This window comes from Inquilinus sp. Marseille-Q2685 (genome assembly GCF_916619195.1).
Classification (GTDB): domain Bacteria; phylum Pseudomonadota; class Alphaproteobacteria; order DSM-16000; family Inquilinaceae; genus Inquilinus.
Map to the genome: position 1 here is coordinate 991,468 of NZ_CAKAKL010000002.1, position 19,600 is coordinate 1,011,067.

The 19,600-nt window shown below is 69.6% G+C and carries 23 protein-coding genes; 12 read left to right on the forward strand and 11 right to left on the reverse strand.

Annotated elements, in window-relative coordinates; genetic code table 11:
- Nucleotides 1–523 precede the first annotated feature (523 nt).
- The 5 genes from LG391_RS13825 (at nt 524) to LG391_RS13845 (ending at nt 5,636) form a co-directional block, all read left to right on the forward strand.
- A complete protein-coding gene (locus LG391_RS13825; RefSeq protein ID WP_225768583.1) occupies nt 524–1,267 on the forward strand; it encodes a CHAP domain-containing protein in 744 nt (247 codons plus the stop codon).
- Between the two features lie 331 nt (nt 1,268–1,598).
- Nucleotides 1,599–3,212, forward strand: coding sequence for a glycosyltransferase family 39 protein (locus LG391_RS13830; protein ID WP_225768584.1), 1,614 nt, complete (start codon nt 1,599–1,601; stop codon nt 3,210–3,212).
- A gap of 8 nt (nt 3,213–3,220) precedes the next feature.
- Complete coding sequence (locus LG391_RS13835) at nt 3,221–4,240, forward strand: glycosyltransferase family 2 protein (RefSeq protein ID WP_225768585.1); 1,020 nt, start codon at nt 3,221–3,223, stop codon at nt 4,238–4,240.
- The gene (locus LG391_RS13840; protein ID WP_225768586.1) at nt 4,206–5,114 is read left to right on the forward strand and encodes a ChbG/HpnK family deacetylase; all 909 of its coding nucleotides are present in this window, start codon (nt 4,206–4,208) and stop codon (nt 5,112–5,114) included. The genes LG391_RS13835 and LG391_RS13840 overlap by 35 nt, the downstream gene beginning before the upstream one ends.
- Before the next feature lie 36 nt (nt 5,115–5,150).
- The gene (locus LG391_RS13845) at nt 5,151–5,636 is read left to right on the forward strand and encodes a YajQ family cyclic di-GMP-binding protein (protein ID WP_225768587.1); all 486 of its coding nucleotides are present in this window, start codon (nt 5,151–5,153) and stop codon (nt 5,634–5,636) included.
- Between the two features lie 48 nt (nt 5,637–5,684).
- On the opposite strand, the gene LG391_RS13850 is transcribed toward LG391_RS13845, so the two are convergent.
- Nucleotides 5,685–7,418 (reverse strand): calcium-binding protein, encoded by a 1,734-nt coding sequence (locus tag LG391_RS13850; protein WP_225768588.1) that lies wholly within the window; start codon nt 7,416–7,418, stop codon nt 5,685–5,687.
- Nucleotides 7,419–7,653: 235 nt separating this feature from the next.
- Between LG391_RS13850 and LG391_RS13855 the strand changes: the two genes are divergently transcribed.
- On the forward strand, nt 7,654–8,055 hold the full coding sequence (locus tag LG391_RS13855) for a YbaY family lipoprotein (RefSeq protein WP_225768589.1): 402 nt from the start codon (nt 7,654–7,656) through the stop codon (nt 8,053–8,055).
- A gap of 13 nt (nt 8,056–8,068) precedes the next feature.
- Here LG391_RS13855 and LG391_RS13860 read toward each other — a convergent pair whose 3' ends face one another.
- Together LG391_RS13860 and LG391_RS13865 are read right to left on the reverse strand one after the other, a co-directional pair.
- The gene (locus tag LG391_RS13860) at nt 8,069–8,536 is read right to left on the reverse strand and encodes a nucleoside deaminase (RefSeq protein ID WP_225768590.1); all 468 of its coding nucleotides are present in this window, start codon (nt 8,534–8,536) and stop codon (nt 8,069–8,071) included.
- A 16-nt stretch (nt 8,537–8,552) separates the two neighbouring features.
- Nucleotides 8,553–9,104, reverse strand: a complete 552-nt coding sequence (locus tag LG391_RS13865; protein ID WP_225768591.1) for an AAA family ATPase — start codon at nt 9,102–9,104, stop codon at nt 8,553–8,555.
- Between the two features lie 101 nt (nt 9,105–9,205).
- On the opposite strand from LG391_RS13865, the gene LG391_RS13870 reads away from it, so the two are divergent.
- Nucleotides 9,206–9,616 (forward strand): NUDIX hydrolase, encoded by a 411-nt coding sequence (locus tag LG391_RS13870; protein ID WP_225768592.1) that lies wholly within the window; start codon nt 9,206–9,208, stop codon nt 9,614–9,616.
- On the opposite strand, the gene LG391_RS13875 is transcribed toward LG391_RS13870, so the two are convergent.
- Nucleotides 9,613–10,128 (reverse strand): hypothetical protein, encoded by a 516-nt coding sequence (locus LG391_RS13875; RefSeq protein WP_225768593.1) that lies wholly within the window; start codon nt 10,126–10,128, stop codon nt 9,613–9,615. The genes LG391_RS13870 and LG391_RS13875 overlap by 4 nt on opposite strands.
- 238 nt (nt 10,129–10,366) lie before the next feature.
- On the opposite strand from LG391_RS13875, the gene LG391_RS13880 reads away from it, so the two are divergent.
- Nucleotides 10,367–11,077: a Crp/Fnr family transcriptional regulator gene (locus tag LG391_RS13880; RefSeq protein WP_225768594.1), complete on the forward strand. Its 711-nt coding sequence runs from the start codon at nt 10,367–10,369 to the stop codon at nt 11,075–11,077.
- A gap of 2 nt (nt 11,078–11,079) precedes the next feature.
- Here the strand turns inward: LG391_RS13880 and LG391_RS13885 are convergent, their stop codons facing one another.
- Nucleotides 11,080–11,460: a helix-turn-helix domain-containing protein gene (locus tag LG391_RS13885; RefSeq protein WP_225768595.1), complete on the reverse strand. Its 381-nt coding sequence runs from the start codon at nt 11,458–11,460 to the stop codon at nt 11,080–11,082.
- A gap of 217 nt (nt 11,461–11,677) precedes the next feature.
- On the opposite strand from LG391_RS13885, the gene LG391_RS13890 reads away from it, so the two are divergent.
- Complete coding sequence (locus LG391_RS13890) at nt 11,678–11,989, forward strand: general stress protein (protein ID WP_225768596.1); 312 nt, start codon at nt 11,678–11,680, stop codon at nt 11,987–11,989.
- Between the two features lie 110 nt (nt 11,990–12,099).
- Here LG391_RS13890 and LG391_RS13895 read toward each other — a convergent pair whose 3' ends face one another.
- From LG391_RS13895 to LG391_RS13905, 3 genes are all read right to left on the reverse strand, one after another.
- Nucleotides 12,100–12,606 carry a ferritin-like domain-containing protein gene (locus tag LG391_RS13895; protein ID WP_225768597.1) on the reverse strand — a complete coding sequence of 169 codons (507 nt, stop codon included), beginning with the start codon at nt 12,604–12,606 and terminating at the stop codon, nt 12,100–12,102.
- Between the two features lie 90 nt (nt 12,607–12,696).
- The gene (locus LG391_RS13900) at nt 12,697–13,398 is read right to left on the reverse strand and encodes a PhoH family protein (protein ID WP_225768598.1); all 702 of its coding nucleotides are present in this window, start codon (nt 13,396–13,398) and stop codon (nt 12,697–12,699) included.
- Between the two features lie 396 nt (nt 13,399–13,794).
- Complete coding sequence (locus LG391_RS13905; protein WP_225768599.1) at nt 13,795–14,715, reverse strand: LysR family transcriptional regulator; 921 nt, start codon at nt 14,713–14,715, stop codon at nt 13,795–13,797.
- Between the two features lie 114 nt (nt 14,716–14,829).
- Here LG391_RS13905 and LG391_RS13910 point away from each other — a divergent pair, with 114 nt between their 5' ends.
- Nucleotides 14,830–16,113 (forward strand): MFS transporter, encoded by a 1,284-nt coding sequence (locus LG391_RS13910; RefSeq protein ID WP_308013048.1) that lies wholly within the window; start codon nt 14,830–14,832, stop codon nt 16,111–16,113.
- Here the strand turns inward: LG391_RS13910 and LG391_RS13915 are convergent.
- Nucleotides 16,104–16,694, reverse strand: a complete 591-nt coding sequence (locus LG391_RS13915) for a TetR/AcrR family transcriptional regulator (protein ID WP_225768600.1) — start codon at nt 16,692–16,694, stop codon at nt 16,104–16,106. The two genes, LG391_RS13910 and LG391_RS13915, sit on opposite strands and share 10 nt — an antisense overlap.
- A 156-nt stretch (nt 16,695–16,850) precedes the next feature.
- On the opposite strand from LG391_RS13915, the gene LG391_RS13920 reads away from it, so the two are divergent.
- Both LG391_RS13920 and LG391_RS13925 read left to right on the forward strand, forming a co-directional pair.
- Nucleotides 16,851–17,423: a hydrolase gene (locus LG391_RS13920; protein WP_225768601.1), complete on the forward strand. Its 573-nt coding sequence runs from the start codon at nt 16,851–16,853 to the stop codon at nt 17,421–17,423.
- Nucleotides 17,424–17,445: 22 nt separating this feature from the next.
- Nucleotides 17,446–18,534, forward strand: a complete 1,089-nt coding sequence (locus LG391_RS13925) for an AbrB family transcriptional regulator (RefSeq protein ID WP_225768602.1) — start codon at nt 17,446–17,448, stop codon at nt 18,532–18,534.
- Nucleotides 18,535–18,537: 3 nt separating this feature from the next.
- Here LG391_RS13925 and LG391_RS13930 read toward each other — a convergent pair whose 3' ends face one another.
- A complete protein-coding gene (locus tag LG391_RS13930; RefSeq protein WP_225768603.1) occupies nt 18,538–19,194 on the reverse strand; it encodes an HD family hydrolase in 657 nt (218 codons plus the stop codon).
- Nucleotides 19,195–19,327: 133 nt separating this feature from the next.
- Nucleotides 19,328–19,522, reverse strand: a complete 195-nt coding sequence (locus LG391_RS13935; RefSeq protein ID WP_225768604.1) for a hypothetical protein — start codon at nt 19,520–19,522, stop codon at nt 19,328–19,330.
- Nucleotides 19,523–19,600: the final 78 nt, after the last annotated feature.

Below are 19,600 nucleotides of genomic sequence, written 5' to 3' on the forward strand. Positions count from 1 at the left end.
CGCAAGGTCCAAAACCGGAACACCGTCCGGATTTGTCGGACGTTGAAGATGTTAGCAGCCGCTTCGCTTCTCTGCTCTTAAATAGTCTTACCAATCAATTGAACCACTCGACTTTCCAGCATCGTGTTTTCGGCCGGACGAATAGGCGATCGAAGCGACCTATGCACTCCAGAAAAGTCGAATAATTTTTTTACGCCCGCCTGCAATACATGAACCGGCGTCGCTTCTGTATTGGCGCTCCAAAGCGGGCAGGAATCGGGCGAAAAGGTGTCATTTTCGCTTGGCGGGAATATTTCAGAATGTTACTAGACGTCCTTGCCGGCGAGGGGGCGATGACTGGGGTCATCGGACGAGCCGGACGGAAGGGCGCTGCATCCGTTTGGAGCGCCAAGGGAGCGAGTGCAGTCCGGTTGAACAGCGCAGGGGGGACGGGCCAGTGATGACCCGCGACACTGACTATGATCTCAAAATCAGACCTCGACGTCGGGCCAAGCGCCCTCTCAGGACCCTCACTGCAAGTCTGTTGACGCTCGTCTGCAGCGTCGCCCTTCTCAGCGAAACAGCGCATGCCGCGTCGCGCACGACGCGTGAGCTGAACGCCGCAGCGGCCGCGGCCGCCGGCCAGCCCAGCGATCAGGTCGAAGGCGCCGTTCGCAATGCCGTGACCACCGACCAGGCCGCGACGAACCGGGCGGCCAGCCCGGCCCCGGGTACCGAGCGGAAGACGGCCGCCGCGCCGGCGCCCCGGATGCGCCCCCGGGCTCCTGCCGTGGCCGATGCGCCGATCCCGCGCGCCCAGCTGACGGCCCGCAACGTCACCGAACAGCGGCAGATCCAGCGCGTGGCCGCGCTGAAGGCCCAAGGCCGCCGCTGGTCCTGCGTCCCCTTCGCCCGCGAGCTGACCGGCTTCCAGATCTCCGGCGATGCATGGCGCTGGTGGGATGCCGCCGCCGGCCGATACAACCGCGGCCGCATGCCCGTCGCCGGCTCCGTGATCGTGCTGAAGCGCTACGGTTCGATGCGACGCGGCCATGTCGCGGTGGTGCGCCGGGTGGTCAGCTCCCGCGAGATCATCGTCGACCAGGCCAATTGGGCGCCGCGCGGCCGGGTGAACGAGCCGGCCCGGGTGATCGACGTGTCGGCGAAGAACGATTGGAGCCAGACCCGCTTCTGGCACCAGCCGACCGGCCAGATGGGGACGACGGTCTATCCGACCTACGGCTTCATCTACGCGCCGAACACCCAGGTCGCCGAACGCGCCGACTGACCGACACTTCCCGCTCCTTGGTTCCAGCGAGGCCCGCCCGCGACCGCCGGCGGGCCTTCGTCTTTGCGGGGCTGTCGAACAAGAGGGCCATAAGCAAGATCACAGCTTTCCGCCTCCGGAAAGTTTTAACTTCTCTCCATAATACTTGATCGAGAAGCGGCCGATGTCCGTGACACGAGCTCGCATCTCCAAGTAACCGCCATACCATAAATGTATACAAAATTGTAAATACCGGAAGCCCAACGGAATCATTATTTCTAATCGTGCTGCATCCCCGCCACCCAACGACCGGGGCCGTGGCCGAGCGTTTCCATTGAGCTGCGACGACATCGTGAGCACCGAGGCGGTCCGATCCGCATCCGTCACCGCCCCCCCGGCCATCCTGGGGAACCCGCATCCTGGCCCCGGCACGGCGGCGCGCTCAACCATCCGCAATATCCACCCCCTCTGGGTTCCCGCCTTTCTCGGCGCGAGCTTCCTGGCCTGGACCCTGTTGCCGGCTTTGCTGGCCGGCAACCTGCATCCCGACACGCTCGAAGGGCTCTATTGGGGGCAGCACTGGCTCTGGGGCTACCACAAGCACCCGCCGCTCGCCGCCTGGTCCTCCGAGATCGTGCATGCCGCGTTCGGCAGCGCCAACTGGGCCTATTACGCGCTGAGCCAGGCCTTCATCGCCACCGCCTTCGCCGCCGTCTGGCTGGTGACCCGCGACATCGCCGGGCGCCGCGCCGCGCTGGTCGCGGTGGTGCTGCTGGCCCTGACGCACTTCACCACCTACGCCGCGCCGCGCTTCAACCCGAACACCGTGCAGTTCGCCTTCTGGGCCTGGACGATGGCGCTGTTCTGGCGCGCCGTCACCCGCGACCGTGCGGTCTGGTGGCTCCTGACCGGGCTTGTCGCCGGCATGGGCCTGCTGGCGAAGTATTCGATCACCGTGCTGCTGGCCACGCTGCTCGCCTATCTGCTGCTGTCGCCCGCCGGCCGGCGGCAATTCGCTCGGCCCGGCCTCTATCTCGGGCTGGCCGCCTTCCTGCTGGTGATCGCGCCGCACCTGCTGTGGCTGGCGCAGAACGATTTCAGCACGCTGGGCTACCTGGCCGAGCGCAGCGACGGCACGCTGGTCGGCCCGGCGGGGCATCTGATCGCCCCCCTCGCCTTCCTCGGCGACCAGGTCTTCGCCATCGCCCCGATGCTGCTGGCGGCAGCGATCGGGCTCACCCCCTTGGGGCGGGACCGGATCGCCGTCCTCCTCCATCTCGCCCGCCGGCGGCTGCGTTCCCCGGCCGGGTGCTATCTCGCCTTCGTCTATATGGTCCCGATCGCCGCCCTCGCCTTCGCCTCCGCGGCCACCGGGATCCGCATCCGGACGATGTGGGGCATGAGCTTCGTTCTGGCAGCGCCGCCGCTCCTGGCCCTCCTCCTGCCGGCGCTCGCCGCCACGGGTCTCTCGGCGCCGCGCTTCCGCACCGCCGCCTCCGCCCTGGCGACGACCTTCGTGATCGGCTTCGCCGCGCTGATGCTGGTCAAGCCCGGCCTGTCCGGCAGGCCGAACATCATGAATCTCGACGGCCCGGCCCTGTCCGCGGCGGCGGAGGCGCTGTGGCGGAAGAGCCAGCCCGGCGCGCCGGAGACCGTGATCGGCACCATCCCGGAGGCCGGGACCGTCTCTCTCTACGGCACCGCGCGGCCGCAGGTGTTCGAGGATGCCGATCCGGCGCTTTCGCCCTGGGTCGACCAGGGCCGCCTGCTGCGTAGCGGCGCCGTCTACGCCTCGCGCCGCGAGCCCGTGCCGGGCCGCCCGATCGCCGGGCTGTGCCCGCAGGACGTCACCGCCTTCGCCTGGCCGGCACGGACGGCGCTCGGCACGGCGCTCGAAAGCCGCACCGTCTGGCTCGCCATTCTGCCCGGCCGGGCCGCCCCCGCCGTCACCTGCCCTGCAGCATGAGGGCTGCGATGAACCACACCCTCGCGACCATCACCCCGCGCCGCCTGTCGATCGTCGTGCCGCTGTACAACGAGGCGGATTCGATCGCGGCGCTGCACCGCCAGCTGGAGGCCCTGGCCGCCCGGCTCGACGAGGCGCATGGCCTGGCGGTCGAAGCGATCTATGTCGACGACGGCAGCCGCGACGGCAGCGCCGGGATCGTCGCCGCCCTGCCGGAAGGCCGGGTACAGGTCGAGCTGATCCGCCTCAGCCGCAACTTCGGCAAGGAGGCGGCGCTGACCGCAGGCCTCGATGCCGCGACGGGCGATGCGGTGGTGTTCATGGATTCCGACGGCCAGCACCCGCCGGAGCTGATCGACACCTTCGTCCGCCACTGGCTGGTCGACGGCGACGACATCGTCTACGCCGTCCGCCGCCGGCGGCAGGAGGGACCGGTCTACCGCCTGCTGGTCAAGTCCTTCTACGGGCTGATGAATTCCGGCAACACCTTCCGCATCACGCCGGATGCAGCCGATTTCCGGCTGCTGTCGGCGCGGGCAGCCGAGGCGCTGCGCGGCCTGCGCGAACGCGGCCGGTTCTTCAAGGGCCTGTCGGTCTGGGTCGGCTTCCGGCAGCGCCGGATCGACTATCAGCCGGCGGAGCGGATCGGTGGCACCACCAAATGGTCGTTCTGGAAGCTGCTGCTGCTGTCGCTCAACGGCGTCACCTCCTTCAGCCGCATGCCGCTGCGGATCTCGACGCTGCTCGGCTTCGCCATGGCCCTGACCGCCTTCGCCTACGGGCTTTGGATCACCGTCGTCTGCCTGGTTCACGGCGTGGCCCTGCCCGGCGTGCCCGGGGTTATCGCCATCCTGGTGCTGATCGGCGGCGTGCTGCTGATCAATCTCGGCATCCTCGGCGAGTATCTCGGCCAGATCCTCGACGAGGTGAAGGACCGTCCCCTCTATGTCGTCGCCGAGCACAGGCGGCGCGACCGCGTGGAAGAGATGAGCCATGCCCTCCAGGCGTATCACCCTGGTCGCCGATGATTACGGTCTCGCCCCCGGCGTGTCGTTGGCGATCCGCCAGTTGCTGGCCGAAGGCCGGCTGTCCGGCACCAGCTGCCTGACCGTCGGGCGCTTCTGGATGGAGGCGGCCGGCCCGCTGCGCGACCTGGCTGCCTCAGCCGGGTCGATCGAGATCGGCCTGCATCTCTGCCTCACCGGCCCCTTCGCCCCGCTGTCGCCGCAGCTGCGCGTCGATGCCGGCTGGCGCCGGTTCCCGACCCTCGCCGCCCTGATCCGGCTCAGCCTCTCCCGGCGCCTGCCGCCGGGGGCGCTGTCGGCCGAGATCGAGGCGCAGCACGCCGCCTTCGCCGCCGCCTTCGGCCGGCCGCCGGACTTCATCGATGGGCACCAGCATGTCCATCTGCTGCCCGGCGTCGCGGAGACCCTGGCCCTGACCCTGCGCTCGGCCGGGCTGCGGCCGCGCTGGATCCGGCGCTGCGGCGACCGGCCGCGGCGGATCCTGCGCCGTCCCTTTGCCGCGAAATCCCTGGCCCTGCAGGCGCTGAGCCTGCGCTCGGACGCGGTGCTCGCCGGCGTGGCCGGCCGGCGGAACGACAGCTTCTGCGGCATCTACGACTTCGTCGACCGGGGCTACGGCGTGCTGTTTGAGCGCTGGCTCGAGACCGCGCCGGACCGGGCGGTGATCATGTGCCATCCCGGCCTGGTCGACGCCAGGCTCGCCGCCCTCGACCCAGTCACCGGGATGCGTGCGGTGGAGTATCGCTACTTCGCCGGGCCGGATTTCCCGGCCGCGCTGCGGCGGCATGGCGCGGCGCTGGCGCCCTTCGGCGCGCCGGCGGCGGCCAACGGCCCCGCCCCGGCCGCGGAGGCTCCCCTCCGGCGAGAAATCGGCTAGACTCTTCGGTCACGCACCGCAGATCTCCGGAATCCCATGCCGTCCTTCGACATCGTCTCCAAGACCGATCTCACCGAAGTCGACAACGCCATCGCCGGCGTCGCCCGCGAGGTGGCGCAGCGCTTCGACTTCAAGGGGTCGAAATGCACGATCGAGCGCAGCGACAACACGCTGACGATCCTGGCCGATGACGACCTCAAGCTGAAGCAGATGCACGAGCTGCTGCGCGGCTATTTCGCCCGGCGCAAGCTCGATGCCGGCGCCCTCGACTTCAAGACGCCGGAGAAGGCCTCCGGCAACATGGTGCGGCAGGAGGTGGTGGTGAAGCAGGGCATCGACCGCGACCTGGCCAAGACCATCATAAAGGCGATCAAGGACAGCAAGCAGAAGGTCCAGGCCGCGATCCAGGGCGACGAGCTGCGCGTCACCGGCAAGAAGATCGACGACCTGCAGGCCACCATCGCCCTGGTCCGCGGCCTGAAGATCGAGCAGCCGCTGCAGTATCTGAACTTCCGCGACTGACCCGGGGGCTTTGGGCGCCGATTCCCACGGGAACCGGCGCCCACCCGGTCACAGCACGAAATCGGCCGCGGTGAGGGTAAGGGTCCCCTGCACCAGGATGGCGAAATCGGCAATCTTGTCGCCGTTCGTATCACCCTCGACCATGAGGTCGTCGCCCGCGGCGGTGAAACGCACCTCGGCCCCCGCCCCGGTGAAGGGGCCCGTGCCGATGAAGCTGAAGGCGTTGCCACCGTTGCCGGCGTTGCCATCCGCATCGATCTGGCCGAGGTCGATCCTGTCCTGTTCCAGGCTGTTGAAGTCCTGGATCGTGTCGCGGCCTGCGACGGCGACGGTGCTGTCGCCGACGGTGCGGTAGGTGAACAGGTCCCCGCCGGCGCCGCCGTTCAGCACATCGGCCCCGCCGGCCCCGGTCAACCGGTCGTTGCTGTCCTCGCCGGACAGCATGTTGGCGCCGGCGCTGCCGGTCAGCGTGTCGCCACCGGCGGAGCCGACGACGTTCTCGATGCCGGCAAAGGTGTCGCCCTGCGCCTCGCCGAACAGCCCGCGATTGGTCCCGAGATCGACGGTGACCGCCAGGGCCGAATGGGTGTAGGTCGCCGTATCGATACCATCGCCGCCGTCGAGGCGGTCAGCGCCCGACCCGCCTTCGAGCAGATCCTGGCCGGCCCCGCCTTTCAGGGAATCGTTTCCGCCGTTGCCCGACAGGTTATCGTCGCCGGCGAACCCCCAGAGACCGTTGACCTCGCCATTGCCGATCACGACATCGTCATGGCTGCTGGCAGTCACGTTCTCGATCGAGGTCAACTGGTCCGCGAGAGACGATCCGTCGTCGCCTACTCCTTGGATCAGGTCCACATGAACGCCCACGGTGCTGGCGCCATAATCGGCCGTGTCGATTCCGTTTCCACCATCGAGGATATCGCGACCCAGGAAATCGGGTGAATCCGACCCCCGTCCCAGGAGGATGTCATTGCCATCCCCGCCGCGGAGGACATTGCCGCCATCGTTGCCCGTGAGGATGTCGTCGAAGGAGCTGCCGATTGCGCTCTTGATACGGATGAAGATATCGCCTTCGGCATCGCCGCCGATACCGGCTGCCCCTCCATTTGCCCCGCCGGTCAGGTTGATGCGGATGCCGGCCGAGCTGTCGGCATAGGACACGGTGCCGACGCCGGCTGCCGGACCACTCGCAGCACCGACGAATCGGTCTGCGCCCGCGCCACCGATGAATGTCGCGTCAAGCCCGTTGCCGTTCAGCGTATCGTCGCCGGCTCCTCCTATGAGAGTGACGGGCCCTCGATAATAGTAACTGAATACCGACAGCACATCGTTGCCATCTCCGCCATCCAGGACGCCGGCATCGGCGGTGATGTGATCGTCGAAAGCAGAGCCGATGAACTTTTCGATCGATGAATCCTGCAGAATCAGGTCGCCCTGGGCGTCGCCGCCGCTACCGGGCGTCGGGCTGGTGATCAGTGACACGCCGGCCGCGCTGGCGGCGTAGCTCAACGTGTCGAAACCGGTGCCGCCGGCCAGCGTGTCGGCACCGGCGCTGCCCAGTAGAAGATCGTCCCCTGCACCGCCATTGACCGTATCGTCGCCGATCCCGCCCGTGATGATGTCCGCGCCCGTGCCGCCGATGATGCGGTCGTTGCCTGCGACGCCGTTGATCGTATCGCCGGAGTCCGTCGCCACCGGCATGTCGTTGAAGCCGGGAGCGGTGCCGCCCTGGCCGGGAACGTGAATGAAATCGTTGCCGCTGGTCCCTGTAATCGACGCCATTTCAAACTCCTAGGCCAATCGTCACAATATGAGACGTCATCCATACCTCCATCCATCGGATCAAGACAATGCGCAGAAAAATTATCCGTAATTATAATAAGCGCTTATTGAAACTTTGCGCCCATCCCAATCACCGGAGCGCAACCGATCGGGCCGTCGAACGTTGTCGTGAGCAGAGCAGTACCCGGGCTAAGGACCGCCGATGAACCGCTTGTTCCTTCCAGCAACCCTTACGATGGCCACACTTCTTCTCACCGCCTGCGGCCCTACCGGGGAGACCGCCGCGCCGGCGCCCATCCCGGTTGCCAGCGCCGCCGTCACCGGCACCGCGACCTATCGCGAGCGCATCGCCCTGCCGGCGGATGCGGAGCTGATCGTGCAGCTGCTCGACGTCTCTCTGGCCGACGCGCCGTCGACCGTGATTGCCGAGCAGCGCATCGCCCCGGTGCGCGTGCCGGCCGCCTTCACCCTGTCCTACGACCCGGCGCAGATCGATCGGCGCCACAGCTACGCCGTCTCGGCCCGGGTCGAACGCGGCGGCAAGCAGCTGTTCGTCACCGACACCCGCCATCCGGTGCTGACCCAGGGCGGCGGCAGCACGGTCGACATCGTCATGACCCGGGTCCGGTCGCCCTGAGCCGGGCGCCCGCTCAGCCCTGCTGCCGGTCGCGCCACAGCGCGTAGAGGTCGAGCCCGTCCAGCCGAACCGGCAGGTGCCGGATGGTCATCGCCTGGTCGGCCGGCGGCTTGGCCAGCTCCGCATAGACCCCGGCGGTGGACAGGCCGTAAGGCGCGCCCTCGTCGTTGGAATGGGCGTAGTAGACCGCCGCGACGCCGGTCATGGTCATCGCGGCAAGGCACATCGGACAGGGATGGCCGCTGGCGTAGACGGTGCAGCCGTCGAGCCGCAGCGCGCCGAGCGCATGGGCGGCCGACCGGATCGCCTGCAGCTCGGCATGCGCCGTCGGGTCGCCGGTGGCGCCCATCTCATTGACGCCGGTCGCGATCACCGCACCGTCCCGCACCAGCACCGCGCCGAAGGGGCGGCCGCCCCGTTCCTCGACATTGCGCCGCGCCAGCTCGATCGCCTGGGCGAGGAAGCGTTCATGCGTGGTCATCGTTCTCTCCCCGCGGTCATGACAGGCCCGTCCTGGTTTCGACCGCTCGGGCCAGGATGGCGTCGACGGTCTCGCCGACCGTCAGCCCCGAGCTGTCGAGCCACAGCCCGAGCCGCGGCGTGTCGGCACGCGGGCCGCGGTCCAGATCGGCGGGCGTCCGGGCGCCGTAGCCCGTCTTCGCCCCCCCCGCCTCGCGCTCGGCCACCGCCCCGGGCGGCGGGCACAGCACGACGATGCCGAAGGACCGGCCGCGCAGCAGCTCGGCGACCCGCGCCCGGGTCGGGCCGAGGATCACATCCTGCCAGATCACGGTGAAGCCGGCCTCGGCATAGCGGCCGGCCACCGCCGCCGCCAGCTCGTGCCGCAGGTCGAGCTGGCGCATCGCCTCGGCCGGCAGGTCGGGCGTCACCTCGACGCGGCCGGAGACGATCATGCGCCGGAACACGTCGCCGCGCAGATGCACCGCCCGCGGCAGCCTCTCGGCCAGCGCCTGGGCCACGGTCGACTTGCCAGCCGCCATGATGCCGGTGACGACGAGGATATCGGGCAGGTCGGCTTCGATCGGCACGGCGGCAAAGCTCCTGGGTCATCGCCTGTGGTAGACAGGCATGGCGCGACGGTATCACCGCGATGTCAACAGCCCGCCGCCGACGATGCCCGAGGGACACGATGAAGCACATCGCCTGCGCCATCCTGCTGCGCGACGGCCGCGTCCTGCTGGGCCGCCGTACGCCGCAGCGCCGCTTCTATCCGGATTGCTGGGACGTGCTGGGCGGCCATCTCGAAGCCGGGGAGACGCCGGAGCAGGCGCTGGTCCGCGAGGTGCAGGAGGAGGCCGGGGTCACGCCCGTCCGCCACCGTCTGGTCACGACGCTGCCGGATCCGGATCCGTCCCGGAACGGCGAGGCCCGGTACCACGTCTTCGTCGTCACCGGCTGGACCGGGGGCGAGCCGCGGATGCTGGGTGACGAGCACAGCGAGATCCGCTGGATCCCGATCGACGAGGCCGTCCGGCTGACCGACCTCGCGATCGAGACCTATCGCGACATCTTGCGGTCGCTGGACTCGGCCGGCCCTTAGGTGCGGGCGCTGCATTCGCGCAGCAGCAGGGTGGCGAACCAGTCGTCCTTCAGCAGGAAGTTCAGGTTCTTGGCGATGGCGTCGTCCACCGCCCGGTCGACCGGCTGGCCGCGGGCCACCGTGAAGGTGGTGCCGAAGGCCTGGTCGAACTGGACGTTGCCCGCGACGGCCAGCACATAGCGGATATCGACGCCGTAATGCTCCTCCGGCCCGGCCCGGTCGACCTTGAAGTCGCGGATCGTGCCGTCGAGGATGCAGCGCGACGAGTTCAGACCGGCGCCGGCGCGACGCAGCTCCGCCTTCAGGGCGCTGGTGACATATCCCGGCACGTCGCGAACGCTGCCCTGCGGCGCCACCCCGCCGCGCGGCCGATAGTCCATCGGGTTGACCGCGATCGCCCCGGTCAGATGCGCGGTGGTCTGCGGCTGATAGCCGGTGCGCGGCCCCGGCACCGGCTGGGTGGCGCAGGCGGCGACGAGAAGGGCAAGGGCGAGCGGCAGGCGACGCAGCATGGGGGCTCCCGATAGTCCGGCGGGGCCGGAACGCCCCGCCCCGACATAGCCTCGCCGCCGCCGCGGGGTCAATCCGATGTCCGCGTCGCGGGCCCGCCGTTCGGAACCGGCCGCCGCATCGGTACGTTTCTGGTGATGTCCACGGCACGAAGCCAAGCCGCTCGCTTCCGCGTTTTTCTCGTTTCCGCCGCGGCGTCGCCGCCCACCCGACTGCGCCGATCAGCACCGGAGTGCCGCCATGTCCCCGAACGACCTGAACGTGAAGCTCGACGCCGACATGCCGCAGCTCAAGATTCTCGATCCCGAGCTGCTCGACTATATCCAGCGGCGCCGGGTCGAGGACGTCGCCTTCGCCGCCGGTGCCCGGATCATGACCGAAGGCGACCCCGACCCGCCGCTCTACACCGTCGCCAGCGGCTGGGCGATGCGCTTCAAGATGCTGAAGGACGGTCGCCGGCAGATCCTGTCCTTCGTCCTGCCGGGCGACGTGATCGGCTTTCAGGCCCAGTTCTTCGACCGGGCCGTCACCTCGATCGAGGCGATCACCGACATCTCGCTCTGCGTCGTCCCCTACCAGGACATCGCCGGGCTGTACCAGGACCAGCCGGAGATCGCCTTCCGCTTCGCGGCCTTGACTGCGGACCAGAAGCGCGTGATGGAGGAGCAGCTGCTGTCGCTGGGCCAGCGCACGGCGCTGGAACGGGTGGCGGCGCTGATCCTCGATCTGTACGGCCGGGCCGAGGCTCGCGACATGGTGCGGAACGACGGCATGCCCTTCCCGCTGACCCAGCAGCATGTCGCCGACGCGCTGGGCATCTCGCTGGTGCACGCCAACCGGACGCTGAAGCAGTTGCAGCGCGACGGGCTGTTCCGGATCAAGGGTCGCCGGCTGCAGCTTCTGGACGCGGCGGCGCTCGAAAGAGTGGCGCAGAAGCCGGCTGCCGCCTGACGTCAGGCGGCCTCCGCGGCCGGCGGCACATAGGCCATCCGGGCGGCGCGCACCTTGTCGTGATGCAGGTCGGCCCAGCGCACCAGCGCGTCCAGCGGCTCCATCAGCGACCGGCCGAGCGGCGTCAGCGCATAGTCGACCCGCGGCGGGATGGTCGGATGCACGGTGCGGGACACGAGGCCGTCCTGCTCCAACCGACGCAGCGTCTGCGCCAGCATGCGCTGGGAGATGTCGCCGATCTCGCGCTTGACCACGGTGAAGCGCTTCACCCCCGGCGCCAGCGTCTGCAGCACCAGCAGGCTCCAGCGATCGCCGATCCGGTCCAGCACGTCCCGGACCGGACAGGGATGGAACGCCCCGTCCACCATCTTGCGCGCCACCATGACCGGTTCCTCCGCCGCCGCGACAAAGCTCGACGGTATGTTATCGGAACTGAAATCCTGAACGGAACCGCCTCGTTGCCGCAGGTCCGTAGACATATCGGAAGCCGTGCAAGCGAAGCCCGGCGAACCGGTTCGAAATTAAGGATTTTTCATTGGGAACCTCGCCTCGCTGCGGCCTATTCCCATGAAGTGAGCCCACAGCAAGGGAGCTTGGACCATGGCGAACAGCCAGACTCCGCACCGGGGCGGCGCCGGGAACTTCGCCTACAATCGGGAGCGTGCGGCGGAAGCCGGCCGCAAGGGCGGCCAGATGAGCAGCGGCAACTTCGCCCATGACCCCGCCCGCGCTTCGGAGGCCGGCCGCAAGGGCGGCCAGCACAGCGGCGGGAACTTCAAGAACGATCCGGCCCGGGCCGCGGCGGCAGGCCGCAAGGGCGGGCAGGAAAGCGGCGGCAACTTCGCCAACGACCGCGAGCGCGCGGCCGAAGCGGGCCGTAAGGGCGGCCTCTCCGGCCACGGGCCGCATTGACGCCGCGGCGCTGAATTCGGGTCATCGGGGCAGGCTGGGCCTGCCCTTCTTTTTTGTTTCGGATCGCGATTCGGCCGGGCCGTCCTGCAGGAACGGCCCGGCCGATGGTCTCAGGCCGCGTGGGCGTGCTGGGCCGCCGCGGTGTTGACCGCGGTCTTCGCCAGCTTGGTCAGCGTCTCGTCGGTCTCCTTCTCCTCCGCCAGGGTCTCCAGCAGGAGGTTCAGGGCCTTCTCGTGCTTCATCGCCTTGGCCCAGGTGCAGATGGTGCCGTAGGTGGCGATCTCGTAATGCTCGACCTTCTGCGCCGCCGCGATCAGCGCGGCGTCGAGCGCGTCGGGCTCGAGCCCGAGCTCGGTCAGCTCATGCGCCTCGGCCAGCAGCCCCTCCATCGCCTCGCAGGTCTGGCCGCGCGATGGCGCGTCGAGGCTCTCGAACACGGTGTCGAGGCGCTCGACCTGACCCTTGGTCTGCTCGAGGTGATGCTCGAAGCCCTGCTTCAGCTCCGGGTTGGTGGCCGCGCTCGCCATCTTCGGCAACGCGCGGGTCAGCTGCTTCTCGGCGTTGTAGATGTCTCTCAGCTCATTGAGGAACAGATCGTGCAGCGTCTTCGTCGCCATGGCCGGCCTCGCTGTTGCTGGTGACGAGGGCCGCCGACGGCGCGGCGGCCCTCACACCAGCCAATGGCAGCGGCCGGTCCGGGGTTCCGATCAGGCGAGGAGCGGCATCATCGCGGCGACCAGCGGGTGGCGCACGATGTCCGCGGTGGTCAGCCGGACGACGGCGACGCCGTCCAGCGGCTCCAGCCGCCGCGCCGCCTCCTCCAGCCCGGACAGGCCGGGCAGCAGGTCGGTCTGGTCGGGGTCGCCGGTGATCACCATGGTCGAGTGCCAGCCGAGCCGGGTCAGCAGCATCTTCAGCTGCTGGAAGGTCATGTTCTGCGCCTCGTCGACGATGACGAAGCTGCGCGAGATGGTGCGGCCGCGCATATAGGCCAGGGGCGCGATCTCGACGATCCCCTCCTTGGTCATCTGGCGCACCTGCTTGGCGCCGAGACGGTCGGACAGCGCGTCGTAGATCGGGCGCATCCAGGGGTCCATCTTCTCGTTGATGTCGCCGGGCAGGTAGCCGAGGCTCTCGCCCGCCTCCACCACCGGCCGGGTGATGACGATGCGGCTGACCCGCTCCGCGGTCAGCGCCTCGACCGCCTTGGACACGGCGAGATAGGTCTTGCCCGTGCCGGCGGGGCCGAGGGCGAGGGTCATGGCGTGGCCGTCGATCGCCTTCATCAGGACCTCCTGATTGGCGGTCCGCGGCTTGACCGTCTTCAGGTAGCTCTGCTCCCGGAAATCATCGTCGTAGCCCTCGCTGATGGCGACGACACGGGCACTGGAGGCGTTGCGTTTGGCCATGGAACGTCGTCCTTTGCTCTCGCTTGCATCCTCGAACAGCGGATCCCAGCCGCCGCCCCCTTGATCGGGTGATCTCATTCGCCGGAACCCTCCGTCGGGTCGGGTGGAACAGGACAGGTCGGGGATCGGAACGGGCGGCCGAAAAAGACAAACGCCCCTGCGAGGGGGCGTTCGAACGAATGTCGATGCTGATGCTGCCCCTGGTCGGAGCCGGGAAGCGGATGGTGATGCCAGGCCGTTGCCCGTCGCATGTCGCCTTTCCGATCACTGACGACGGAAATCGCGTCGCCAGGGATGAGGGTCGCACCAACCCTCGTGCTGCACCAGCGAAAAGACGCGGCGACACGGAAAATTCATACCAATTGTGGCCGAACCCTGGCCGGGCTGCGGCTAGATCTAGCGGCTACCACTAAAAGATGCATCGACCTGCGTCGCCATGTCGATGAAGGCGCGCGCCGCCGGCGAGGTCTCGTCCCGGCGCCAGGTCAGCCACATCGTGGTGACGGCGCCCGGGTCGGACAGCCGGCGGAACACCACGCCCTCGACCTGGATCCGCTGCAGCGAGGCGGGCAGCAGCGACACGCCGAGCCCGGCCGCGACCAGCCCGACGATGGTCGAGACCTCGCGCGCCTCCTGCCCCAGCCGCGGGCTGAAGCCGGCATCGCGGCACAGGCCGATCATCTGGTCGTACAGGCTGGTGCCCTGGTCGCGCGGGTAGCAGACGAAGGATTCCCCGGCCAGCTCGGCCAGGGCCAGCGGCGCCGGCGCATCCGCCGCCAGCGGATGGTCGGTCCGCAGCACCGCCACCAGCGGGTCGCGGAACAGCTCGCGCACCTCGATCCCGTCCGGCACCGGCGGGAAGGTCGGGTTGCGCAGGAAGCCGATCTGCAGCCGGCGCTCGGCCAGCGCCTCGATCTGCTGCCGGGTCGGCATCTCCTGCAGCTCCAGATGCACGTCCGGGTGGCTGCGGCGGAAGGCGAAGATCGTCTGCGGGATCAGCGTGGTGAAGGGGGCGGAGGCGGTGAAGGCGATGCGGATCTCGCCGATCTCGCCGCGCTGCGCCCGGCGCGCCACCTCCGCCGCCCGGTCGGCCGCAGCCAGCACCGTCCGCGCCTGCTCCAGGAACAGCCGGCCGACCTCGGTCAGCGCCACCCGCCGGTTGCTGCGCTCGAACAGCCGGGCGCCGAGTTCCTCCTCCAGCGCCTGGATCTGCTGGCTGAGCGGCGGCTGGGAGATGCCCAGCCGCGCCGCCGCCCGGCCGAAATGCAGCTCCTCGGCCAGGGCCACGGCATAACGCAGATGCCTCAGCTCCATCATTCGCCAAAACTATCAAACATGCCGCCAAACATATTGGACAGTATCAATCCTGGTGGCCATGTTTTTTGAGCGCCGGGCGCCCTTCCCCTCCGCAGGCCCGGCCGGAGAGATCCCGTGACCTCATCGGTCCAGTCGCTGCCGCGCTCCTCCGCGTCCCCTTCGATCGCCGGCACCATGCCGGCCGGCACGGTCGCGGCCGAGGATGTCGTCGCCTATATCGAGCACGGCACCGCCGCGTTCCACCGCACCAACCTGGCGCTGTTCGCCGCCGGCTTCGCCACCTTCGCCCTGCTCTACTGCGTGCAGCCGCTGATGCCGGTCTTCGCCGAGACCTACGGCATCGGCGCGGCCGAGAGCAGCCTGTCGCTGTCGCTGACCACCGGCACGCTGGCCTTCGCCATGCTGGTGGCCAGCGCCCTGTCCGAGGCCTGGGGCCGCAAGCCGGTGATGGTGGCCTCGCTGTTCGCCTCGGCCGTGCTGACGGTGCTGGCCGCGCTGATGCCGTCCTGGCACGGCCTGCTGCTGCTGCGGGCGCTGATGGGGCTGACGCTCAGCGGCCTGCCGGCGGTCGCCATGGCCTATGTGAGCGAGGAGATGCATCCGCGCTCGGTCGGGCTGGCGATGGGGCTGTTCATCGGCGGCAGCGCCCTGGGCGGGCTCGGCGGGCGCCTGATCGCCGGCGTGCTGACCGACCTCGCCTCCTGGCGACTCGGGCTCGGCGTGGTCGGGCTGACCGGCCTGGTCTGCGCCGTGCTGTTCTGGCGCAGCCTGCCGCCCTCGGCGCATTTCACCCCCCGGCCGCTGCGGCCGCAGGCCCTGCTCGCCGCCTTCGCCGACCATCTGCGCGACCCGGGGCTGCGCTGGCTGTTCCTGGAAGGCTTCCTGCTGATGGGCGCCTTCGTCACCCTCTACAACTACACCGGCTTCCGCTTGCTCGCGCCGCCCTTCGGGCTCAGCCAGACCGCGGTCGCGGCGATCTTCGTGGTCTATCTGGTCGGCATCGGCGCCTCGATCTGGGTCGGCCATCTCGCCGGCGTGCTCGGCCGCCGCAAGGTGTTCTGGGCCCCGATCGCGCTGATGCTGGCCGGCATCGCCCTGACCCGCGGCGATGATCTCTGGGCGATCGTCGCCGGCGTCGCGGTGCTGACCTTCGGCTTCTTCGGCGCCCATTCGGTGGCCAGCAGCTGGGTCGGGCGCCGGGCGCTGCACGCCCGCGCCCAGGCCTCCTCGCTCTATCTGTTCTTCTATTATCTCGGTTCCAGCGTCGCCGGCTCGCTCGGCGGCATCGCCTGGGCCGGCTGGGGCTGGCCCGGCGTCACCCTGATGATCGGCGCCCTGGCCCTGGCGGCGCTGCTGATCGCCCTGCGCCTGGTCGTCCTGCCGCCGCGTCAGGCCTGACCGAGCGCTTCGGCGAGGTAGAGCCGGGTCATCCGCCTCAGCTCGGTCAGGGCGGCGGCGCGCGCCTTCAATCCCGGTTCGGTGCCGAGCGCCGCCGCCGCCTTCATCTGCAGCAGCACGACGATCGCCGTGGCCATGGCGCGGTCCGGCGGCAGCCCGGGCGCACGCAGGGCCAGGATCCTGGCCACGCCCTCGCGCAAGGCATCGCGCAGCCGCAAGGGCTGTGCGACGGCGTCCCGTCGCGCCTCGATCAGCGCCAGCGCCGCCGCGCGCTCCTCCTTCAGCCCGAGCAGCAGATCGATCAGCGCATCCGCCAGGGCCGGGATGGCAAGCTGCGCCGCCCGTGTCTCGATCGCCTGCAGCCCCGCCAGCACCTGCTCGCCATAGCCGGCGAGCAATGCATCGGCCAGCGCCTCCTTGCTCGGGAAGAACTGGTAGAGCGACCCGATCGACGCGCGGGCCCGGGCCGCGACCTCGGTCATCGTCGTCGCCTCGTAGCCCTTCTCGGCGAACACGGCCGCGCCTGCCTGCAGCAGCGCGGCGACACGGTCGCGGCCGCGCTGGCGCCTGGGCTCGCGCATCGCGACGGCAACGGAGGCGGTTGACTTTTGTGAGGACATGCTCATAAAACTATTTGCGAGGCTATCCTCATATTTTCACATGTGCCCGCCCCCGTCCATCCGCCCGGTCCGCTGCCGGGAACGGAGGAGTGCGGCCTGTCCAGAAAGGTGTCGATCATGCCCACCCTCGACCCGCGCAGCACCGCTTTGGTCCTGATCGATCTGCAGGCCGGAATCCTGGCCATGCCGCTGGCGCCCCGCAGCGGGGCGGAGGTCCTCGCCACGGCGAAGACGCTGGCCGGCCGCTTCCGCACCGCCGGCGCCCTGGTGGTGCCGGTCCGTGTCGGCTGGGCCGCCGATTACGCCGATGCGCCGCGGCAGCCGGTCGACCGGCCGATGCCCCGCCCGCCAGGCGGCCTGCCGGCAGGCTGGAGCGACCTCGTCGAGGGCGTGGCCGAGCCGGGCGACATCGTCGTCACCAAGCGGCAATGGGGCGTCTTCACCGGCACCGAGCTCGACCTGCAGCTGCGCCGGCGCGGCGTCACGACCATCGTGCTGGCCGGCATCGCCACCAATTTCGGCGTCGAATCCACCGCCCGCAGCGCCTGGGAGCTGAACTACGCCGTCGTCTTCGCCGAGGATGCGATGACCAGCCTGTCGGCGGAGATGCACGGCTTCGCGATCGAGTCTATCCTGCCGCGCATCGGAATTGTCTCCCAGGCCGCGGACATCGCGCTCGGCCGGTCCTGAGGCGGAAAGCGAGGCTGCTGTGGTGACCGTGAACGGCCCGGCCCTGCCGGCCCTGGCCAGGCTTCCGCGTGCCGGGCAATGGGCGGTGCTGCTGGCCGTCTCGGCCGCACTCGCGGCGTTGCTGGAGGTCGCCGCCCTGCCCGCGGCGCTGCTGCTGGGCCCGATGGCGGCCGGCATCCTGGTCGGCGTCGGCGGCGGCACCATCCGGGTGCCGCGCCAACCCTATCTCGGCGCCCAGGCGATCATCGGCTGCCTGATCGCCGGGGCGATCACGCCGACGATCCTGGTGTCGTTCCTGCGGGACTGGCCCCTGTTCCTGGTGATCGTGCTGTCGACGCTGGCCGCCAGCAGCGTGCTGGGCTGGATGATGAGCCGCTGGCAGGTGCTGCCCGGCACTACCGGCGTCTGGGGCTCCTCCCCCGGTGCCGCCACCGCCATGGTGCTGATGGCCGAGGCCTTCGGCGCCGACGCCCGGCTGGTCGCCTTCATGCAGTATCTACGCGTCGTCTGCGTCGCCACCGCCGCCTCGCTGATCGCGCGCTTCTGGGTGGACACGGGCGATGCCGGCCCGGCGGCGATCGACTGGTTCCCGCCGATCGATGCCGGCCCTTTCGCGGCGACGCTGGCTTTGGCCGCGCTGGGCGCCGTGCTCGGGCGGCGGCTGCGCATCCCCGCCGGCTCGATGCTGCTGCCGCTGGTGGTCGGGTCGGTGCTGCACGCGCTCGGCCTGATCGAGATCGAGCTGCCGGAATGGCTGCTCGCCCTCGCCTATGCGCTGATCGGCTGGAACATCGGCCTCGGCTTCACCCGGTCGGTGCTGGTGCATGCCGCCCGGGCGCTGCCGCAGATCCTGCTGTCGATCGCGGCGCTGATCGCCTTCTGCAGCGGCCTCGCCTATGTGCTGGTGCGGACGCTCGGCGTCGATCCGCTGACGGCCTATCTCGCGACCAGCCCCGGCGGCATGGATTCGATCGCCATCATCGCCGCGTCGAGCGACGTCGACCTGCCCTTCGTCATGGCGCTGCAGACCGTGCGCTTCTTTCTGGTGGTGCTGCTGGGCCCGGCGGTGGCGCGCTTCATTGCCCGGCGGTCCCCGCACGCCGCTTCGTAGAGATCAACTGGCCGCTGTCTTCAGCCGGCCCAGCTCCTCCAGAAACCGTTCCGCCGCCAGATCGGGCGCCCAGGGCTCCCAGGGCGTGCCGCCATAGACCGGCAACAGCGGATCGTCATCGACCGGCCGGAACCGGATCTTCAGCACCTTCGAGACCTCTTCCCGGGTCCAGCCGACGACGTGGATCGCCTCGCTGGCCGCGGCCACCCGGTCGGCCCGCTTGTGGAACGCCTTCTGCTCCGCCGTCCAGCGCGGCAGGCCGTAGCGCTGGAACACCGTGTCCTCGAGCCGTGAGGTCAGGTCGCGGAATTCCTGGCCCAGAAACGGCTTGATCACCGACAGCGGGTCGAAGCCCAGCAGCCCCTCATCGGCGTCGTGCAGCAATTCGCGCAACTCGGCCAGCGGCGACAGCGGCGCCGGCGCCCAGGCCCGGCACAGCGCCAGCACGGCCAGCGAGTGCTGGGCGACGGAGAGCGGCATCGGCCAGGCCGAATGCCCGCCCCAGCGATAGGTCCGGGCGAGGCCCAGCGCCAGGTCGCGGTCGTCCCAGTCGAACGGGGTGGGGTTGAGCAGATCCAGCCGCTTGCCCGACGGCAGCCGGACCCAGGCCCGCGCCATCGCCGTCCGTCCCTCCCAGCGCATCCGGTCCCCTTCGATCACCTGCCGCTCCGCCCTGTTCCGGGTAGCACCGAACCCGGCGGGCTGTCACCCGCGGCGCAGGCGCGGGCACGCGAAAACCGGCGGGCCGCGTCGGCGGCCGCCGGCTTGATCGCTCAGGATCGTCGGGAGAAACCTACAGCTTGATGCCGCCCGGCTGCGCGTGGCGCGGCGCCCAGTTGCGCACGACGGAGCTGGCGGGACCGTAGCGGCGGGCGAACTCCGCCTGGGACAGGCGCAGCCCGCGGCACAGCATCTCGGCCCGGAGCGCCGCCTGCACCCGGGACTGCCGGGGCGCGGCGGAACGGGGGGTCTCGGCCGAAAGGTCCATATCCGCGATCTCCCTCATCGGGACCACAGCGTCGGTATCGTTCGCGGCCTTCGGCGGAAGGGAAGCTAGCTTGTGCTC

Bases quoted from the DNA above. Each gene is read 5' to 3' on its own strand.
- LG391_RS13895 (WP_225768597.1), bottom strand. From the start codon at position 12,606: ATGGCGACGAAGACGCTGCACGATCTGTTCCTCAATGAGCTGAGAGAC.
- LG391_RS13900 (WP_225768598.1), bottom strand. From the start codon at position 13,398: ATGGCCAAACGCAACGCCTCCAGTGCCCGTGTCGTCGCCATCAGCGAG.
- LG391_RS13860 (WP_225768590.1), bottom strand. From the start codon at position 8,536: ATGACCACGCATGAACGCTTCCTCGCCCAGGCGATCGAGCTGGCGCGG.
- LG391_RS13915 (WP_225768600.1), bottom strand. From the start codon at position 16,694: ATGCGCGAGCCCAGGCGCCAGCGCGGCCGCGACCGTGTCGCCGCGCTG.
- LG391_RS13875 (WP_225768593.1), bottom strand. From the start codon at position 10,128: ATGCTGCGTCGCCTGCCGCTCGCCCTTGCCCTTCTCGTCGCCGCCTGC.
- LG391_RS13850 (WP_225768588.1), bottom strand. From the start codon at position 7,418: ATGGCGTCGATTACAGGGACCAGCGGCAACGATTTCATTCACGTTCCC.
- LG391_RS13935 (WP_225768604.1), bottom strand. From the start codon at position 19,522: ATGGACCTTTCGGCCGAGACCCCCCGTTCCGCCGCGCCCCGGCAGTCC.
- LG391_RS13870 (WP_225768592.1), top strand. From the start codon at position 9,206: ATGAAGCACATCGCCTGCGCCATCCTGCTGCGCGACGGCCGCGTCCTG.
- LG391_RS13835 (WP_225768585.1), top strand. From the start codon at position 3,221: ATGAACCACACCCTCGCGACCATCACCCCGCGCCGCCTGTCGATCGTC.
- LG391_RS13880 (WP_225768594.1), top strand. From the start codon at position 10,367: ATGTCCCCGAACGACCTGAACGTGAAGCTCGACGCCGACATGCCGCAG.
- LG391_RS13905 (WP_225768599.1), bottom strand. From the start codon at position 14,715: ATGATGGAGCTGAGGCATCTGCGTTATGCCGTGGCCCTGGCCGAGGAG.
- LG391_RS13840 (WP_225768586.1), top strand. From the start codon at position 4,206: ATGCCCTCCAGGCGTATCACCCTGGTCGCCGATGATTACGGTCTCGCC.
- LG391_RS13845 (WP_225768587.1), top strand. From the start codon at position 5,151: ATGCCGTCCTTCGACATCGTCTCCAAGACCGATCTCACCGAAGTCGAC.
- LG391_RS13920 (WP_225768601.1), top strand. From the start codon at position 16,851: ATGCCCACCCTCGACCCGCGCAGCACCGCTTTGGTCCTGATCGATCTG.
- LG391_RS13885 (WP_225768595.1), bottom strand. From the start codon at position 11,460: ATGGTGGCGCGCAAGATGGTGGACGGGGCGTTCCATCCCTGTCCGGTC.
- LG391_RS13890 (WP_225768596.1), top strand. From the start codon at position 11,678: ATGGCGAACAGCCAGACTCCGCACCGGGGCGGCGCCGGGAACTTCGCC.
- LG391_RS13855 (WP_225768589.1), top strand. From the start codon at position 7,654: ATGGCCACACTTCTTCTCACCGCCTGCGGCCCTACCGGGGAGACCGCC.